The organism is Actinomyces sp. HMSC065F12 (genome assembly GCF_001814535.1).
Lineage (GTDB): Bacteria > Actinomycetota > Actinomycetes > Actinomycetales > Actinomycetaceae > Pauljensenia > Pauljensenia radingae_A.
On the sequence record NZ_KV816946.1, the window covers coordinates 16,705 to 33,001 of the forward strand.

At 59.5% G+C, this 16,297-nt stretch carries 10 protein-coding genes; 7 read left to right on the forward strand and 3 right to left on the reverse strand.

Annotated elements, in window-relative coordinates:
- Positions 1-86: 86 nt before the first annotated feature.
- Together HMPREF2975_RS01900 and HMPREF2975_RS01905 are read right to left on the reverse strand one after the other, a co-directional pair.
- The gene (locus HMPREF2975_RS01900; protein WP_193599957.1) at positions 87-1,466 is read right to left on the reverse strand and encodes an ABC transporter substrate-binding protein; all 1,380 of its coding nucleotides are present in this window, start codon (positions 1,464-1,466) and stop codon (positions 87-89) included.
- Between the two features lie 27 nt (positions 1,467-1,493).
- Positions 1,494-2,471, reverse strand: a complete 978-nt coding sequence (locus HMPREF2975_RS01905; RefSeq protein WP_070725440.1) for a carbohydrate kinase family protein — start codon at positions 2,469-2,471, stop codon at positions 1,494-1,496.
- 131 nt (positions 2,472-2,602) lie between these two features.
- Here HMPREF2975_RS01905 and HMPREF2975_RS01910 point away from each other — a divergent pair, with 131 nt between their 5' ends.
- From HMPREF2975_RS01910 to HMPREF2975_RS01920, 3 genes are all read left to right on the forward strand, one after another.
- Positions 2,603-3,397 carry a DeoR/GlpR family DNA-binding transcription regulator gene (locus HMPREF2975_RS01910; protein WP_070725441.1) on the forward strand — a complete coding sequence of 265 codons (795 nt, stop codon included), beginning with the start codon at positions 2,603-2,605 and terminating at the stop codon, positions 3,395-3,397.
- Positions 3,394-4,788: a family 4 glycosyl hydrolase gene (locus tag HMPREF2975_RS01915; protein ID WP_070725444.1), complete on the forward strand. Its 1,395-nt coding sequence runs from the start codon at positions 3,394-3,396 to the stop codon at positions 4,786-4,788. The genes HMPREF2975_RS01910 and HMPREF2975_RS01915 overlap by 4 nt, the downstream gene beginning before the upstream one ends.
- Before the next feature lie 122 nt (positions 4,789-4,910).
- Positions 4,911-9,380: a lamin tail domain-containing protein gene (locus tag HMPREF2975_RS01920; protein ID WP_070725447.1), complete on the forward strand. Its 4,470-nt coding sequence runs from the start codon at positions 4,911-4,913 to the stop codon at positions 9,378-9,380.
- 57 nt (positions 9,381-9,437) lie between these two features.
- On the opposite strand, the gene coaE is transcribed toward HMPREF2975_RS01920, so the two are convergent.
- Complete coding sequence (coaE, locus tag HMPREF2975_RS01925) at positions 9,438-10,130, reverse strand: dephospho-CoA kinase (protein WP_083314347.1); 693 nt, start codon at positions 10,128-10,130, stop codon at positions 9,438-9,440.
- A 334-nt stretch (positions 10,131-10,464) separates the two neighbouring features.
- On the opposite strand from coaE, the gene HMPREF2975_RS01930 reads away from it, so the two are divergent.
- From HMPREF2975_RS01930 to HMPREF2975_RS01945, 4 genes are all read left to right on the forward strand, one after another.
- Positions 10,465-12,081 (forward strand): peptide ABC transporter substrate-binding protein, encoded by a 1,617-nt coding sequence (locus HMPREF2975_RS01930; protein WP_058237539.1) that lies wholly within the window; start codon positions 10,465-10,467, stop codon positions 12,079-12,081.
- Positions 12,082-12,475: 394 nt separating this feature from the next.
- Entirely contained in the window at positions 12,476-13,402 is a 927-nt protein-coding gene (locus tag HMPREF2975_RS01935; RefSeq protein WP_058237538.1) for an ABC transporter permease, read from the forward strand.
- Positions 13,395-14,369, forward strand: coding sequence for an ABC transporter permease (locus HMPREF2975_RS01940; RefSeq protein ID WP_058237537.1), 975 nt, complete (start codon positions 13,395-13,397; stop codon positions 14,367-14,369). The genes HMPREF2975_RS01935 and HMPREF2975_RS01940 overlap by 8 nt, the downstream gene beginning before the upstream one ends.
- 191 nt (positions 14,370-14,560) lie before the next feature.
- Complete coding sequence (locus HMPREF2975_RS01945; protein WP_058237928.1) at positions 14,561-16,294, forward strand: dipeptide ABC transporter ATP-binding protein; 1,734 nt, start codon at positions 14,561-14,563, stop codon at positions 16,292-16,294.
- Positions 16,295-16,297: the final 3 nt, after the last annotated feature.

Sequence of the window (16,297 nt, forward strand, 5' to 3'; positions counted from 1 at the left end):
CTCCTCAATGTACACGCGAACGGATATAAAAAGCGGACGGGTCGCCCTCGTTGATCATGAAAGACGAACGAGGGCGACCGGCTGCATTATTGGTTGGTGAATTCGGTGTACGCCGTCTCCAGAGTGTCGACGAACTGGTCAGGGGTGATCTGCGAATCAAGCAGTCCCTGCAGTGCGTCACCAAGAACCTGATCGAAGGTCGGGGTGGCGTAGTCGAGGTACGGCAGAACGTTGCCGGAGTTCGTCAACGTGTCGAAGGCGTTCATGACATCGGCCACGACGCCCTTCTCGTTGGCGGCGTAGGTAGCCGTATCGTTGACGGGCACGTTTCCGGTTTCAGCCAGAACCTTCATCGCATCGGCGTTCGTCAGGAAGTCGATGTAGGCCGCAGCGACGTTGACATCCTTCGCGGCTGACGTGATGGCGAACGGCAATCCGGTGCCGCCGGTGGTCTGCGGCGCATCCATTCCTTCGGCCATTGGCGGCAGCATGAAGCCGACATCTTCACCCATCGCTTCGAGCAGGTCAGGTGCGAGCCATGAACCGGCAATCAGGTACACGCCCTTGCCGCCGGCGAAATCCTGCCAAGTGCTGTCGTAGTCAGCGCCGTTGAAGCCGTCGTTGAAGAAGCCGTTCTTGGCCCATTCCTGGATCTGCGTGGCGGCAGCAACGTTTTCCGGTGTCTTCCACGAAGCACCTGCGTTACCGAAGCCGAGCGAACGCACGGTATCTGCGTCCACATGTGCGCCCTGCACGACGCCGAAGACGTGCAGTCCCGGCCACTTCTCGACGTTACCGAGCATCAGCGGTGTTTCACCGGCTTCCTTGATGGTCGGCAGCTGGTCGGCCAGTTCCTGCCAGGTTGTGGGCTCCTTCAGGCCGAGGTCAGCGAGCTTGGCCTTCGAGTAGTAGATCCCCACTGATTCGCCGACCTGCGGCAGGCCGTAGACGCAGCCTTCACCGAACTTGGTGGCATCAGAGGAGTACGAAGAGTTCGCCAGGATGCCTTCAGCGAAGGTTTCGTTCCACTTGTAGGCCTCCACATAGGGGTCGAGGCACTGGATCTGTCCAGCTTGGACGAACTGGCCCATCATGGAACGCGAGTTGTTGGCCTGCACAACGTCAGGCGCATCCGCGCCGGTCAGAGCCAGTCGCAGTGTGGTCTGCAGATCGTCAAAGGACTGGGAGTTGCGCTCGATGGTGATGTTCGGGTACTTCTCCATGAACGCTTTGTTCAGGCGCTCGATCTGTTCATTCTGGCCGCCGCGCACTTCCTGGTCCCACACCACAAGCGTCTGTTCGGGGGCGTTCGAAATATCGGTTGATACTTCGGATGCTGCCGTCGACTGGGAGCCGGAGTCGCCACTGGTCTGGCCTCCGTTTCCGCCGCTGGGAGCACACCCCGCCATCAGTGCCAGGCACGCCAGTCCGGCAACCATTGCCGAGCCGTGAGAAGAATACTTCATCGTGTTACATCCTTTCGGTCGTGTCATTTAAACGTTGAGTACATCAAGAAAAGTCAGGTCAAGTCCCTTGGTGAGGTCTCGCGAAAGGCTCGTGACCCAGTGGTGCAGGTCGGAGCCGGTCGGCGCGCTGGATGAGCCGCCGGGGAAGCGAACCGTGTAGTTACTGGCAGCGATTGCCAGGGAAACTGCGGCGCGCGGTTGGAGCCCCGCATGGTGAGCGAAGGTCAGGCCCGCTGAGAACACGTCTCCGGCTCCCGTCGGGTCAACAACAGGGATATCCAGGGCCGGGACCGTGAACAGGTCCGTTCCATCGCAGGCGACAGCTCCCCTCGGCCCGCAGGTGACAACCACCAGCGGCACCTTCTTCGACAGTGCCCGGGCTGCCTCCTCGACGCTGTCGGTGCGTGTGTACCGCATCGCTTCAGTCTCGTTGGGAGTGAACACATCGGTGACGTCAAGGCCGCGCAGATTGTTGATATCCCACTGCCCGCTTGGGTCCCAACCAACATCGCCCAGCACCCACACATCACCCCACTGAGCAATGCTGTCGTGGTTGGCGTTAATCGCATTCATGTCAGCGACGAGGGCGGCCGGGTGATCCCCCTGGATGACATCTGCCAACAGTGAGACGCTCTCCGAGCCATAGGTCACCATTGCCCGGTCACCGTTGAATGCCAGCGACGTCGTGACATTCTGGCGGTCACATCTGCTCGCCCACCTCAGGTCAATACCTTCACTGGTCAGGATGTCGGCCACCAGATGACCTGCTCGATCCTGGCCGATAGTGGCGACCAGGCGTGGACGGGAGGAATCGTCTGTGTCAGGCGCCTGAAGTAAACGCGCAATAGCGATGGCCTGGTTTGCTGCTCCACCTGCAGTGATGGCGCATCCTGATACCCATTGTTCTTCACCTGGGCGCGGGGGGCCTGCAAGTCCCGACATGACAACGTCAAGGAAGACAGGGCCAATGACGCAGGTTGATCCATCTGACGACACAGTGCCCACGGATGCCTCCTTGCCAATGTGGAACTGAACGTGATCTTGTTCTCATCACACTGTAGCGATATTTCGGCGCATTGTGCTTGCAAATGACCAATATTGCTCACAATTGAAAGAATTTCGTTATAATTGGCACTATGTTGGCTTATCAGCGTCGTGCCAGAATCCTTGACTTGGTACATGACCGCGGCAGTATGTCAGTATCCGATCTGGCACAGCACTTCGGTACCTCCGAGTCAACGATTCGGCGCGACCTGAACCGTCTGGATGAGCAAGGCGCACTGACGCGCGTGCGCGGCGGCGGAATTCACGGCGGTGTACCCAGCTTTAGAGCCCTGAGCGAATCCCCTCACGATACACAGGACCTGCCTTTTGCCACGGTTGCTATGCGATCAGCCGAAGAGAAGGATCGTATCGGCAGGTCAGCTGCAGCCCTCGTACCCGATCAGTCGGTCGTCCTCATCGACATCGGCACCACCGGCGTGATGGTGGCCCGCCATCTCAGGCATCGCGACGTGACCGTTGTCACTGCCTCCCTGGCTGTCGCAGACGAACTGCGAGGCGAATGTGAAGCAACGCTTGTCGTACTGGGTGGTGTGTTGCGAACAAACTACCTGTCACTGGTCGGCAGCCTCACTGAACATGCACTGGAGGCAATCAGAGCTGACATCGCATTCGTTGGCACCTCGGGTATCCGCCATTCCGGCGCTTTGATGGATTCGACCGGAATGGAAGTGCCCATCAAGAAATCAATCATCGCGCATTCTGAACAAACCTTCGCCGTCGCGTCATCGGACAAGTTTCCGGGATCAGGCCTGCTGACCGTGTGCCATCTCAGTGACTTGACGGGTGTTGTGACGACCGCCGAAATATCCACCACCCCCTCACTGGCAGAGCTTGAGGGAACAAACACGAAAGTGATCAGCGCATGAAACTTGTAATTGCAGGCGGAGGCGGATTCCGCGTCCCGCAGATCATCGAAGTTCTTTCAGCAGCACGCGAGGGCAAGGGGCCTCATAGCGGCCTGAACGTCGACGAAGTGGCCCTCTATGACATCGATCAGCGCAGGCTCGACGTCATGATGGCGGTCATCCGCGGAATGGATTTCGCCCATCCACCGACACTGACCGCCTCCACCGACCTGCGCCAGGCCCTCACGGGAGCCAACTTCGTCTTCTCAGCCATACGAGTGGGCGGCACAGCCGGACGTGTCACTGACGAGCGTGTTGCGCTGGCCGAAGGAATCCTCGGACAGGAAACGGTCGGGGTGGGTGGCTATGCCTATGCGTTCCGTACACTGCCCATCGCGATGGAACTGGCTCGTGCAGTGCGCGAGGTGGCTCCCGATGCGTGGGTCATCAACTTTACGAATCCTGCCGGAATCATTACTCAGGCGATGCGGCGCGAACTGGGCTCCCGTGTGATTGGTATTTGCGATACGCCGATCGGACTGGTGCGCCGTGTCAGCGCGGCGGCAGGCATCGATCATCACTGGGTTGACCAGGACGATCCTCGTCTCACATTCGACTACGTGGGCCTGAACCACCTGGGGTGGCTGCGGTCGCTGGAACTGGACGGCACAGATCGTCTGCCTGACCTGTTGGCCGACGATGCCGCGTTGGATCACATCGAAGAGGCACGCACAATCGGTTTTGAGTGGGTGCGCGCACTGGGAATGTTGCCCAACGAATACCTCTTCTACTACTACCTCAACCGCGAATCAGTCGCCCGGATCAGGCAGGAAAAGGCTACACGCGGCGAATTCCTCGACAAGCAGCAAAGCGCTTTCTATGACGAAGCCGCCGGAGCGAGCGACCACGATGCCGCAGCCGCATGGACCAGGGTCCATGACGAGCGCGAAGCGACCTACATGGCCGAATCCCGTGATGAGGAAGACCGCGCCAACCGTCGTGACGAAGACATCGCCGCAGGTGGCTACCAGCAGGTCGCCTTCGATTTGATGAACTCGCTGACCACCGGCACACGCGCACGCATGATCCTGGGTGTGGGCAACTCGGATGCGGGCGGTGATCTGATCGTGCCGCAATTGCGCGAAGACGCGGTGATTGAAGTGCCCTGTCGCGTCGACGCTGACGGAGTTCATCCGCAGCACGTGCGGCCTGTGACCGGTCCCGAACTCGGACTCATCACCACCGTCAAGGGGTGTGAGGAACTCGTGATCGAAGCGGCAACGCAGGGGGACAGCACCCTTGCATGGCGCGCAATGGCCAACCACCCATTGGTCGATTCCGTTGCCGTGGCACGCCGCGTGCTGGAGGGCTACATCTCCCAAAGCCCCCAGATCGCGAAGGTTTTCGAATAAAGGAAAGAAGGCTCACACACCGGTAGACCTACACGTTAGGCAGTGTTTACCGGGTGGTTGAACTGCGTCATTAGCGTCAGTGAAGTCATAGTGATTTTTGCTGACTGATGGAGTACATACACATGTTTTCAGTTCGACCTCGTGCCCTCATTATGGGAGTGGCGGCAGCTCTGATGATGACGAGCGTGTGGAGCGGTGGCCCGGCACAGGCTGAGACCACCGCTCCGCCGCTCATGATCACGGAGATTGCGCCCGACAATACCGGCTCTGACGAATACGAATACTTCGAAATCCACAACACGACGGATGCGGCGATCAACCTTGCTGAACAGAAGTACTCTTTCGCTTACACTTACGCCGATTCCGATGACCGATCCCAGGACAAACAACTGACGGTTGACGACGCCAACCTGACCCTCAGCCCAGGCGAAACAATCATCATGTGGCTGTCCTACACGGCGAAGAACCTCGATTCCTTTGCTCGCACGGACGCAGATTTTCGCACCAACTGGTCCATGAGCAACACCGCCAGGATTGTGCGCATCACCGGCCAGGCAGGTATGGCCAATAAAGGTGAGCGCGGAATCCGGGTCCTCAAAGACGGGCAAATCGAATCGTGGTCGTACTACCCGGCCGGATCCGTTGGAGCCAACAAAGTCGCAGAATTCGCCGTATCAGACACCCAGTCGATGACGTTGCTGGCGTCGCAGGCCACTGCAACACCTGGCACTGTCCGCGACGAACAGTTCGTCCGCACCTCTCAGCCGGATCCCGGCGACCAGTCAGGTCAGCCAGACCCCGATGACCCCACGTCGGCACAGGACGCACCTGACACGGCAGCACCTCTGATGATCACCGAACTCGTACCCGACACAGATAACGTGTCCGGCTCAGATGGCTATGAGTTCATTGAGATTGCCAACACCACCGACCAGCCCATCGATTTCTCCAACTACACGCTCAGCTACCTGTACCCCGATTCGAAGAGCTCGGCACTGTGGCCCTCCACCCCTGACAACGTCGTGATCCAACCCGGAAAAACCCTGGTGTTCTGGATCAGGAACGGCAACAACAATGATCTGGGCGCAGCCGATTTCAACAAGCAGTGGGGTACGTCGCTGACTATGGGCCAGGACCTGGTGGAAATCTACTCAGGTGGCATGGCCAATGGTGGCGCTCGCGGCATGCAGATCCAGACGAATACCGGCACGGTCATTAACCGGGCCTACTACAACATGAACGGCAAAGAGGTCGAATACAACAAGGGATTCCATTTCTGCGTGAACACGGACGACCTCACCACACAGGGCCGCATTGGCACTCACTCGGCATCGCCGGGCACACTGATGGCTGCCCAGCTCCCCAGGCCCCTGGTCGCGCTGGCCGCAGACACGCAGGAACCGGCGCTGACAGATGTCACCCCATCCACAGTTCGCGCCGACCAGCCACTGACATTCGACTTCACCATCACGGACAACACCAGCGTCAAGACGGTGACACTGAACATGAAGTCAAGCGCCGATCAAGATTCGCGCGCGATCAACTTGACACATGACAGCGAAGACGTCACGCACTTCACCTTCGAGGTGCCTGCCGCTGACATGACCGGCAAACGCTGGTTCGACTACACGCTGACCTACACGGACGGAACCTTCACCAAAACCACCGCTCCCGTACGAGTTGCCATCCAGGGAGTAGCCACTGACCCCTTGCGTATCAACCACGCCGACAATGACTGGGTGTCCGGCACCACCGACCTGATTGCGGCGACCGATGCCCCCTCGTCAATCACGATGACGATCGATGGCACGAACGTGCTGACGGAAGCCTCACTGGAAGGTGAGCCCGTCTTCGCCTTCGAAGCCACGCAGACTGACACGTTCTTCCGCAACGGCGTGCTGGCCCCCAATGGCGATATCCTGACGATTTTCGATGAGGGTACCTACAGCGAGATCACGACCATTTCGACGCCCGTTCCCCTGGTCTACATGGACGGACAGACCGTAACCGCCTCGATCTACGCGGGTACCAAAGCCAAACCCGGGATCGACGAGAACGAAAACAACGACGATTTCGATGTGCGTGCATTGCGACTGATCCTGCCGGACGGACGCACGCTCACCCCACGCGGATACTCCGATGCCACACAATGGCTGCGCATGGGCGATTCCACAGGCAAGCACGATTTCTTTGACGCGACGTTCGACATTCCTGACGACGCGTTCACCGGCGCTCGCCACGCGTGGGACACCACGACAGCAATAGACGGCACGCACACCATCACCGCGCAGGCAACAGTGGACGGCACCCAGCACAACGTCACACGCGTCCTGCGGGTCGACAACACGGCTCCGGTCATCGAGACACACATTGACGAGGGCGCCCTGCTCCAGGGTGACATCACCGTCAATCCCACCGCCACTGACAGTGGGATTGGACTGGATTCACTCAGCGCAACACTCGACGGCAAGGACATCACCCTTCCGCTGACCACCTCGTCGACGACACTGCCGGCCGGCAACCACGAACTGACCGTCATTGCCGTCGACAAACTGGGGAACTCCGCAACTGTCACCACCCACTTCACGACGCCCGTGGAAGACCCCACGGTTGCAACCTTCACTCCTGGTGATGGTGCCCGTGTGGAAGCCGGCGATGTGGTACTGAGCGCCCACGTGGATGATGAAGCAGGCGACCAGGTCACCGCAAAATTCTACGAAGGCGATCGCGTGGACAACAGCACCATTCGCACCGCCTCCGGAACAGTGAATGACGCTGCCCAAGCTGAGCGTGAGTCAGCTCGTCCGCTCACCAGTGACGAGATCGAGCAGCTTGCCCAGAATGATGACGTGGTCAAACAGGTCACCTCAGATGATGCCTTCCCGTACGAACTGTTCGAGATTCCTGTCAGCGACAGCGACGCTGGCAGCACGGTGCGTGTGCACTGGTCCGGACAGGCTGAACGGAACGCTCAGGTGTCGATGCGCGTGCGCGCCGCTGACGGATCCTGGGATGAGGTCGACCGCCACATCACTGGCCCAGGCACGGATTCGGCCAGCACGCGCGCCGCGTCTGCAGCAGATGGTGCGTACGAAAAATTTGACATGGACGCCCTCGTCAAGACAGATACGTATGCTCATGATGGTGTGATTACCGTGCTGATCCAGCATTCCGACGGGTGGGCCGGGAAGAACCTGACGACTCGTGAGTCCACCGTGACTCCCGCACACGCCGACGACGAGGCGCGCTCCACGTACGATTTCACGCTCGCCTGGGAATCGGACACGCAGTACTACAACGAGCGCGACGACTACTACCCACATCAGCTCGCCATCCACCAGTACCTGCTGGATCAGCGGGCCAACATGAATATCCAGTACCTGTTCCACACAGGTGACATTATCGACGACTTCGACCAGCAGCATCAGTGGGACCGTGCCAATCCGGCGTATCGCACGCTCGATGAGGCGGGATTCCCTTATGGCGTTCTGGCAGGAAATCACGATGTTGGCCACCTTGCCAACGACTACTCGGAGTATTCGAAGAACTTCGGTGAGGCACGCTTCGCTGCTAACCCGTGGTACGGCGGCTCATATGAGGACAACCGCGGACACTTCGATCTGTTCTCCGCCGGAGGCATCGACTTCATTGCCGTCTACCAGGGCTGGGGACCAGGGGACGCGGAAATTGAATGGATGAATCAGGTGCTGGCCGCTCACCCGGACCGCATCGCAATCATCGACCTGCACGAATTCATGCTGACGACCGGTGGGCTCGGTCCGATCCCGCAGCGCATCCTTGATGAGGTCGTCGCCACGAACCCGAATGTGCGGATGGTGATGTCGGGGCACTACCACGATGCGTTCACCCGCACGGACAGCTTCGATGACGATGGGGACGGCGTAGCGGAGCGCACCGTGACATCGATGCTCTTCGACTACCAGGCACTTCCCGAGGGTGGCCAGGGCTACCTGCGCTTGCTGCATTTCGACAACGATGGCCAGCGCATGATGGTACGCACCTACTCACCTTCCCTGCAGCGCTACAATTCCGATGATCAGGGGCTGTTGGGCAGCGCTGACAATCCGTATGAGTACCAGCATTTCGATGTCTCATATGCGCAGCTGGGAATCACACCTTCACAGCGCGTGCTCAGCACGGACACCTTCTCCGCGGACGTGCTGTCCACCCGCCTCATTGGAACTGCCGGGGGTGTTACCACACCTGGCACTGCCAGTGCGACGTGGAAAGATGTGCCGGTGGGGACACATAGCTGGTACGTGGTGGTCAGTGATGTCAATGGTGGTGAAGTGATCTCACCGGTATTGACGTTCACAGCGGTGCCTGTCGGTGAGCCGACCGAGCCGGGCACTCAGCCGACCGAGCCGGGAACTCAGCCCGTCGAGCCGAGCACCGATCAGAACCATGGCCAGGGTCAATCAGCGCAACCAGGTGCATCGCCAAACGTATCTGCGGGAGGGCGTCACCTGTCAGCCACCGGCGCTGATGGCGGTCTGCTCGCAGCGGTCAGCGTGATCGGCATGGCGGGCGCCGTGATGGTGGCGACGCGACGACGCCGTCATACGCACTGACAGATAAGGATCTGGTCAGGCTCCCCACACTGCCATCTGGTGGCGTGGGGAGCCTGCTTATGACAGCAGTGGTGTCAGCCAGTCATCGATGAGTCGGTCGACCACCTGATTGAGGTCAGCGACCGTGCCCGTGTTCGCGATCCACACATCGCTCACCGCCCGTCGCTCAGCCTCACTTGCCTGAGAATCGATGCGCTCGCGGGCATCGTCAGCTGTCAGACCACGGCTCACGAGGCGTTCGACTCGGATCTGCACCGGAGCACCCACCATGATGACGACGTCAAAGGTGGATGCCAGGCCACCCTCGACCAGCAGAGGAACGTCGTAGACAGCGAAGGTGCCGGGCGGTGCGCTGGCGAGTATGCGCGCCGACTCGCGAGCAATACGCGGATGAGTAAATGCCTCCAGGCGGGTGCGCCGCGCCGGATCAGAAAAAACGAGCTGTGCCAGCGCCGGACGATTCAACGAGCCGTCAGCGTTGAGGATATCCGTGCCGAACGCCTGCGCGATGTTGTGCAGCGCGGGTGAACCGGGTGCGACGATCTCCCGGGCAATCTGGTCTGCATCTGCAACAGTGGCATGGCGGCGGGCAAAAACATCCGCCACCGCCGACTTACCGGAACCGATTCCGCCGCTGATGCCGATACGTAGTGCGTCAGGCGGTTGCGTGATGCGACGCTCCGGTGTGCGGAGTGCCGTCGCGTGTGCCTCTCCGCACGTGATGACGTGACCTGCAGCGCTGGGTTTCATGCACTCAAGGGTAGTCACAAATCAATTGGTGACGGTCCCATGGCGAAGTCTTGACCAAAGTGTGTGAAGTCAGACACAATTAGTTGAGGCAAAGATGAGGGTTTGTCTCAAAGTGACGCGACGACACCACGTGAGCTTTCGGCTTGTTTCCAATGATGAAGACGAGTTCTTGATCATTTCGTGATAATTCGTGACCAAATTGTAGCTTCCACATGGTGAACTCTCAACGCTTTGAGGCAGATTGATCGATAGTGTCTGTGACATCTGGCATCCGTGTCCTGTGTATGTGACACAGCGGCCCAGAAGCACCTGCATAAAAATCAGGAGGCATCCCATGAGGATTAAGAGAACATGGCTGGCGGTTCCGGCCGCCCTCGCCCTTGCACTGACCGCATGTGGCGGCGGCAGCGGCGACCAATCAGGAAACGGTGGTGAAAGCGGTGCCGCAGCATCAGGCGGCATTGTCGAGGTCAACGGATCTGAACCTCAGAACCCGCTGATCCCTGCGAACACGAACGAAACGGGCGGTGGCCGTCTTCTTGACGTGCTGTTCGCCGGACTGACTTACTACGATGAGACAGGCGCAAGCCACATGGAAATGGCCGAGTCCATCGAAACTGACGACCATCAGACCTACACCGTCAAACTGAAGGAAGGCCTGAAGTTCTCTGACGGCTCCGATCTGAAGGCCAAGAACTTCGTTGAGGCATGGAAGCTCGGTGCAAAAGAGGCCATGCTCTCCGCTTACTTCTTCGCACCCATCGAAGGTGCCGATGAGGAAGGCAACGGCGATCTGACCGGCCTCGAGGTCGTGGACGACACCACCTTCACCATCAAGCTCAAGCAGCCGGAAGCTGACTTCGAACAGCGTCTGGGCTACTCAGCTTTCTACCCGCTGCCCGACTCTACTCTGGCTGATCCTAAAGCCGGCGGCGAGAACCCGGTCGGCAACGGCCCCTACATGGCTGACGGCGAAGGCGCATGGGTTCACAACGAAGGCTTCTCACTGGTCCCGAACCCCGAGTACAAGGGTGAGCGCACTCCGCAGAACGGTGGACTCCACTTCACCTTCTACGCCAAGCAGGACGCGGCCTACCAGGACCTCGTGGGCAACAACCTCGACGTGCTGGACGCCATCCCTGAAAACGCATTCCAGACCTACGAAAGCGAGCTCAACGGGCGCTCGGTGAACCAGCCTGCTGCTATCTTCCAGGCATTCACCATTCCGAACGACCTTGAGCACTTCACCGGTGAAGAAGGCAAGCTGCGTCGCCAGGCGATCTCCTACGCGATCAATCGTGAAGAAGTCACCGAGAAGATCTTCTCCGGTACCCGCACCCCTGCCAAGGACTTCACCTCACCAGTCGTTGACGGCTTCAACGACTCGATCCCCGGCAGCGAGGTTCTGACCTACGATGCCGACAAGGCGAAGGAACTGTGGGCACAGGCTGAGGCCATCGCTCCGTTCGAAGGCAAGTTCACCATTGCCTACAACTCTGACGGCGGTCACCAGGGTTGGGTTGACGCAACGGTCAACTCCATCAAGAACACCCTCGGAATCGAAGCGGAAGGCAACCCCTACCCGGACTTCAAGTCACTGCGTGACGACGTCACCAACGGCGCCATCAAGGGAGCCATGCGAGCCGGATGGCAGGCTGACTACCCCGGTAAGTACAACTTCCTGGCACCGATTTACGCCACCGGCGCAAGTGCGAACGACGGCAATTATTCGAACCCTGCATTCGATGAACTGCTGACCAAGTCCTCGGGCGCAAGCTCGCTGGAAGAGTCCAACAAGCTGCTGGATCAGGCCCAGGAGATCCTCTTCCAGGATCTGCCGGCAATCCCGCTGTGGTACTCGAACGTGGTCGCCGGCTGGTCGGAGAACGTGGACAACGTGAAATTCGACTGGCACAGCGTTCCGATGTACTACCTGATCACCAAGCAGTGATCTGCTCCGTATAGATCAGCACTACATAGTTCTGTGGCGACCAGGAATGCCCTGTTCGCCACAGAACTATGTTCACGTCCAACCGAGTGACCTGCACAAACATGTCTCTGATGTGATGGGTCATACAGTGCAAAAGTGACGCGAATGCCGCTCAAGAGTCGACTCGGCTCCCAAGACTAAAAGAATTAGTGATACGCTCACCAAGCGAAGCTTGCATATTTTGGCGTGAAGTTTGCACGATGTTGAACATTCGACGTTGGCAGGTCTCACGGCAAAAGGTGAGTGGCCGAAACGATCGCGAGGCGTCAGCTCCGTGATCCTGTAGCACACATGCACGCGATTCTGAGCAATCAGAGGGGCGAGCATGTCCTGTCCACCCCGAAGGAAATACCCAATGTCCCGATATATCGGACGACGGCTCCTCCAGATCATCCCGGTCTTCTTCGGAGCCACGTTCCTGATTTTCGCAATGGTGTACCTGATGCCTGGTGATCCCGTTGCCGCCCTGGGAGGCGACCGTGGCCTCAACCCGGAAGTACAGGCGCGTATCCGTGCGGAATACAACCTCGACAAGCCTTTGTACATGCAGTACCTGCTGTACCTCAAGGGCGTCTTCACTCTCGATTTCGGAACCACCTTCTCGGGTCGTCCAGTTGCCGAAGTAATGGCGGGAGCCTTCCCCATCACCATCAAGCTTGCAGTGATGGCGCTGCTTTTCGAAGCGATCCTCGGTGTGGGTTTCGGTGTCATCGCCGGCATGCGCCGAGGCGGCTTCTTCGACTCAACGGTTCTGGTTCTGTCCCTCGTGGTCATCTCAGTACCGACCTTCGTTATCGGCTTCGTACTCCAGTTCCTGGTCGGCGTGAAATGGGGCATCCTGCCACCGACGGTGGGCAGTAAGACTACGATCACCAATCTTTTGATGCCGGCGATAGTACTGGGCGCCCAATCGCTGGCTTACGTCTTGCGACTGACGCGCCAGTCAGTGTCTGAACACACCGCGGCCGACTTCGTGCGCACTGCGCGGGCAAAAGGCCTGTCGAACGGACAGGTCATGCGCCGCCACATTCTGCGCAACTCACTGATCCCCGTCGTGACATTCCTCGGCGGTGACCTCGGCGCCCTCATGGGTGGCGCCATCATCACAGAAGGCATTTTCAACATCAACGGTGTAGGCGGCACGCTGTGGCAAGCAGTCATCAAGGGCGAGCCGGCAACGGTGGTGTCCTTCACGACTGTGCTCGTGCTTGTCTACATCATCGCGAACCTGATCGTTGACCTTCTGTACGCCTGGCTCGACCCGAGGATCCGCTATGAGTGAGAATCTGATTCCTTCCGCGTCCATTGAGCGCACTCGCCATGGACAACAGCACTACGTCTCTGAAATTGACGAGACCGGCCTGGGTGCCGTCGACGCCGTAGCTGACGATTCAGCACCCTCATCCATGTGGGGTGAAGCGTGGAAGCAGCTGCGCAAGCGCCCCATGTTCTGGGTGGCAGCCATCATCATCTTCATCGCGCTCCTCATGGCCTTCGTGCCGCAGCTGTTCACCTCACAGGACCCGCGTTTTTGCGAACTGGGCAATTCACTTGAACCAGCCGGTCCCGGGCACCCCTTCGGCTTCGAACGACAGGGCTGCGATATCTACGCGCGCGTCATCTACGGCGCTCGCGCCTCAGTGACGGTCGGTGTCTTCACGACCATCGCCGTCGTCCTGATCGGCGGATCGCTGGGCGCCCTCGCCGGATACCTCGGTGGCTGGGTTGACGCTGTGATCTCCCGCATTATCGACATCTTCTTCGCGGTTCCGCTGCTCCTTGCCGCAATCGTGTTCATGCAGATGTTCCGCGACAACCGCAATGTGTGGATGGTCGTCCTGGTGCTGGCATGCTTCGGGTGGACGCAGATTGCGCGCATCACCCGCGGCGCCGTCATGTCCACCAAGAACGAGGAATTCGTGACGGCAGCGCGCGCGACCGGCGCATCGAGCTGGCATATCGTGGTCAGCCACATCCTGCCGAACGCAATGGCACCGGTGATCGTCTACGCAACCGTGGCACTGGGAACATTCATCGTTGCCGAAGCCTCCCTGTCATTCATGGGTATCGGTCTGCCGTCGTCCGTGGTGTCCTGGGGTGGCGACATTTCGATGGCACAAGCATCCCTGCGCGTTCAGCCCATGGTTCTGTTCTACCCGGCTATCGCGCTGGCACTGACCGTTTTGAGCTTCATCATGATGGGCGACGCCGTGCGTGACGCCCTCGATCCGAAGGCGCGTAAGAAGTGACAACTCCACGTAATCCAGATCTGACACCTGACCCCGACGACCCCACGTTCGCCGCGTCGCGACCGGTCACACCCAACCCGGCCAGTTCCGACTCGGGTGACAACCGCTTTATGCCCGACGTTGACGAGGGTGACTCGACCGACGCTGAGCTGACAGACGAACGCCTCGAAAAGCTGGTTACCCGCACTGTCATGTCCGATGCGCCAGAAGTGGTCAATGAGCATTCACGAGACCAAGGCGACATCCACCCAGATGACGCTGAACCGCTGCTCAAGCTCAAAGACCTTGAAGTCACGTTCACCACGTCCACCGGCAAAGTTCCCGCCGTGCGCGGAGTCAACCTGACGATCTACCCCGGCCAGACCGTGGCAATTGTGGGTGAGTCCGGTTCCGGCAAGTCAACGACTGCCTCTGCGATCATCGGCCTGCTGCCCGGCACCGGTGAAGTCACAGGCGGAAGCATTGAATTTGACGGCAAGGACACCACGCATCTGTCCACTAAAGAGTGGGTGAAGCTGCGTGGATCCGGTATTGGTCTGGTCCCACAGGACCCGATGACGAACCTCAACCCTGTGACCCGTATCGGTAAGCAGGTCGGTGAGGCTCTGCGGGCCAACAACGTGGTCCCCACCTCGCAGGTGGGTCAGCGCGTGGCAGACCTGCTTGAAGAGGCCGGACTTGCCGGTGGCGGCAAGAGGACCAAGCAGTTCCCACACGAATTTTCCGGCGGTATGCGCCAGCGCGTCCTGATCGCGATCGGTCTGGCTGCCCGCCCGAAGCTGCTCATTGCCGACGAACCGACCTCCGCGTTGGATGTGACAGTTCAGCGCCGCATCCTTGACCACCTGGGCACAATGACTCGTGAGCTGGGCACAGCCGTCCTGTTCATTACTCACGACCTTGGCCTGGCGGCTGAACGCGCCGAGCAGCTGGTCGTCATGCACCGCGGACGTATCGTGGAATCCGGGCCCGCGCTGGAGATCCTGCAGCATCCGCAGCATCCGTACACGAAGCGACTGGTGTCGGCGGCCCCCTCGCTCGCATCGGCACGTATCGAGTCCGCCCACGCCCGCGGCGTGAAAGTGACGGACGAAGAACTCACCGGTACAGGAGCAGGTGCGTCCTCCACCGAGGAGATCGTGCGCGTCGAACATCTGACGAAAGTCTTTGACGTGCGCGGTGCGCGCGGCGAAGCCAAGGAACTGCGCGCCGTTGACGACGTCACGTTCGGATTGCGCAAGGGCACAACCCTGGCATTGGTGGGTGAATCCGGTTCCGGTAAGTCCACTGTGGCCAACATGGTGCTCAACTTGCTCACTCCCACCGAAGGCAAGGTGTTCTTCAAAGGGCAGGACACGTCGCAATTCTCATCCAAAGAGCTGTTTGAGTTGCGCCGCAAGCTCCAGGTTGTCTTCCAGAATCCCTATGGGTCACTGGACCCGATGTACTCGATCTTCCGCATTATCGAGGAACCACTGAAGGTTCATAAGATCGGAAACAAGAAGGAGCGCATCGCACGGGCCCAGGAACTGCTTGACCTGGTCGCTCTGCCGCGCTCGGTCATGCGGCGCTATCCGAACGAACTGTCCGGTGGGCAGCGTCAGCGCGTCGCCGTGGCCCGCGCCCTGGCACTGAAGCCCGAAGTGATTGTGCTGGACGAGGCTGTCTCTGCCCTCGACGTGCTGGTGCAGAACCAGATTCTGCACCTGCTTAATGACCTGCAGGCACAGTTCTCGCTGTCCTACTTGTTCATCACGCACGACCTGGCGGTGGTGCGTCAGATCGCTGATGACGTGGTGGTGATGGAGCACGGCAAGCTCGTCGAGGCGGCACCGTCCGACGAACTGTTCGATCACCCCAAGCAGGACTACACGCGCGAGCTGATCGACGCAGTGCCGGGACGAGCCATCCAGCTCAACCTGTAGGAA

What these genes read in the sequence shown, in the direction of transcription:
- HMPREF2975_RS01940 (WP_058237537.1), top strand. Translation starts at nt 13,395, where the DNA reads ATGAGTGAGAATCTGATTCCTTCCGCGTCCATTGAGCGCACTCGCCAT.
- HMPREF2975_RS01910 (WP_070725441.1), top strand. Translation starts at nt 2,603, where the DNA reads ATGTTGGCTTATCAGCGTCGTGCCAGAATCCTTGACTTGGTACATGAC.
- HMPREF2975_RS01935 (WP_058237538.1), top strand. Translation starts at nt 12,476, where the DNA reads ATGTCCCGATATATCGGACGACGGCTCCTCCAGATCATCCCGGTCTTC.
- coaE (WP_083314347.1), bottom strand. Translation starts at nt 10,130, where the DNA reads ATGAAACCCAGCGCTGCAGGTCACGTCATCACGTGCGGAGAGGCACAC.
- HMPREF2975_RS01945 (WP_058237928.1), top strand. Translation starts at nt 14,561, where the DNA reads ATGTCCGATGCGCCAGAAGTGGTCAATGAGCATTCACGAGACCAAGGC.
- HMPREF2975_RS01920 (WP_070725447.1), top strand. Translation starts at nt 4,911, where the DNA reads ATGTTTTCAGTTCGACCTCGTGCCCTCATTATGGGAGTGGCGGCAGCT.
- HMPREF2975_RS01930 (WP_058237539.1), top strand. Translation starts at nt 10,465, where the DNA reads ATGAGGATTAAGAGAACATGGCTGGCGGTTCCGGCCGCCCTCGCCCTT.
- HMPREF2975_RS01900 (WP_193599957.1), bottom strand. Translation starts at nt 1,466, where the DNA reads ATGAAGTATTCTTCTCACGGCTCGGCAATGGTTGCCGGACTGGCGTGC.
- HMPREF2975_RS01915 (WP_070725444.1), top strand. Translation starts at nt 3,394, where the DNA reads ATGAAACTTGTAATTGCAGGCGGAGGCGGATTCCGCGTCCCGCAGATC.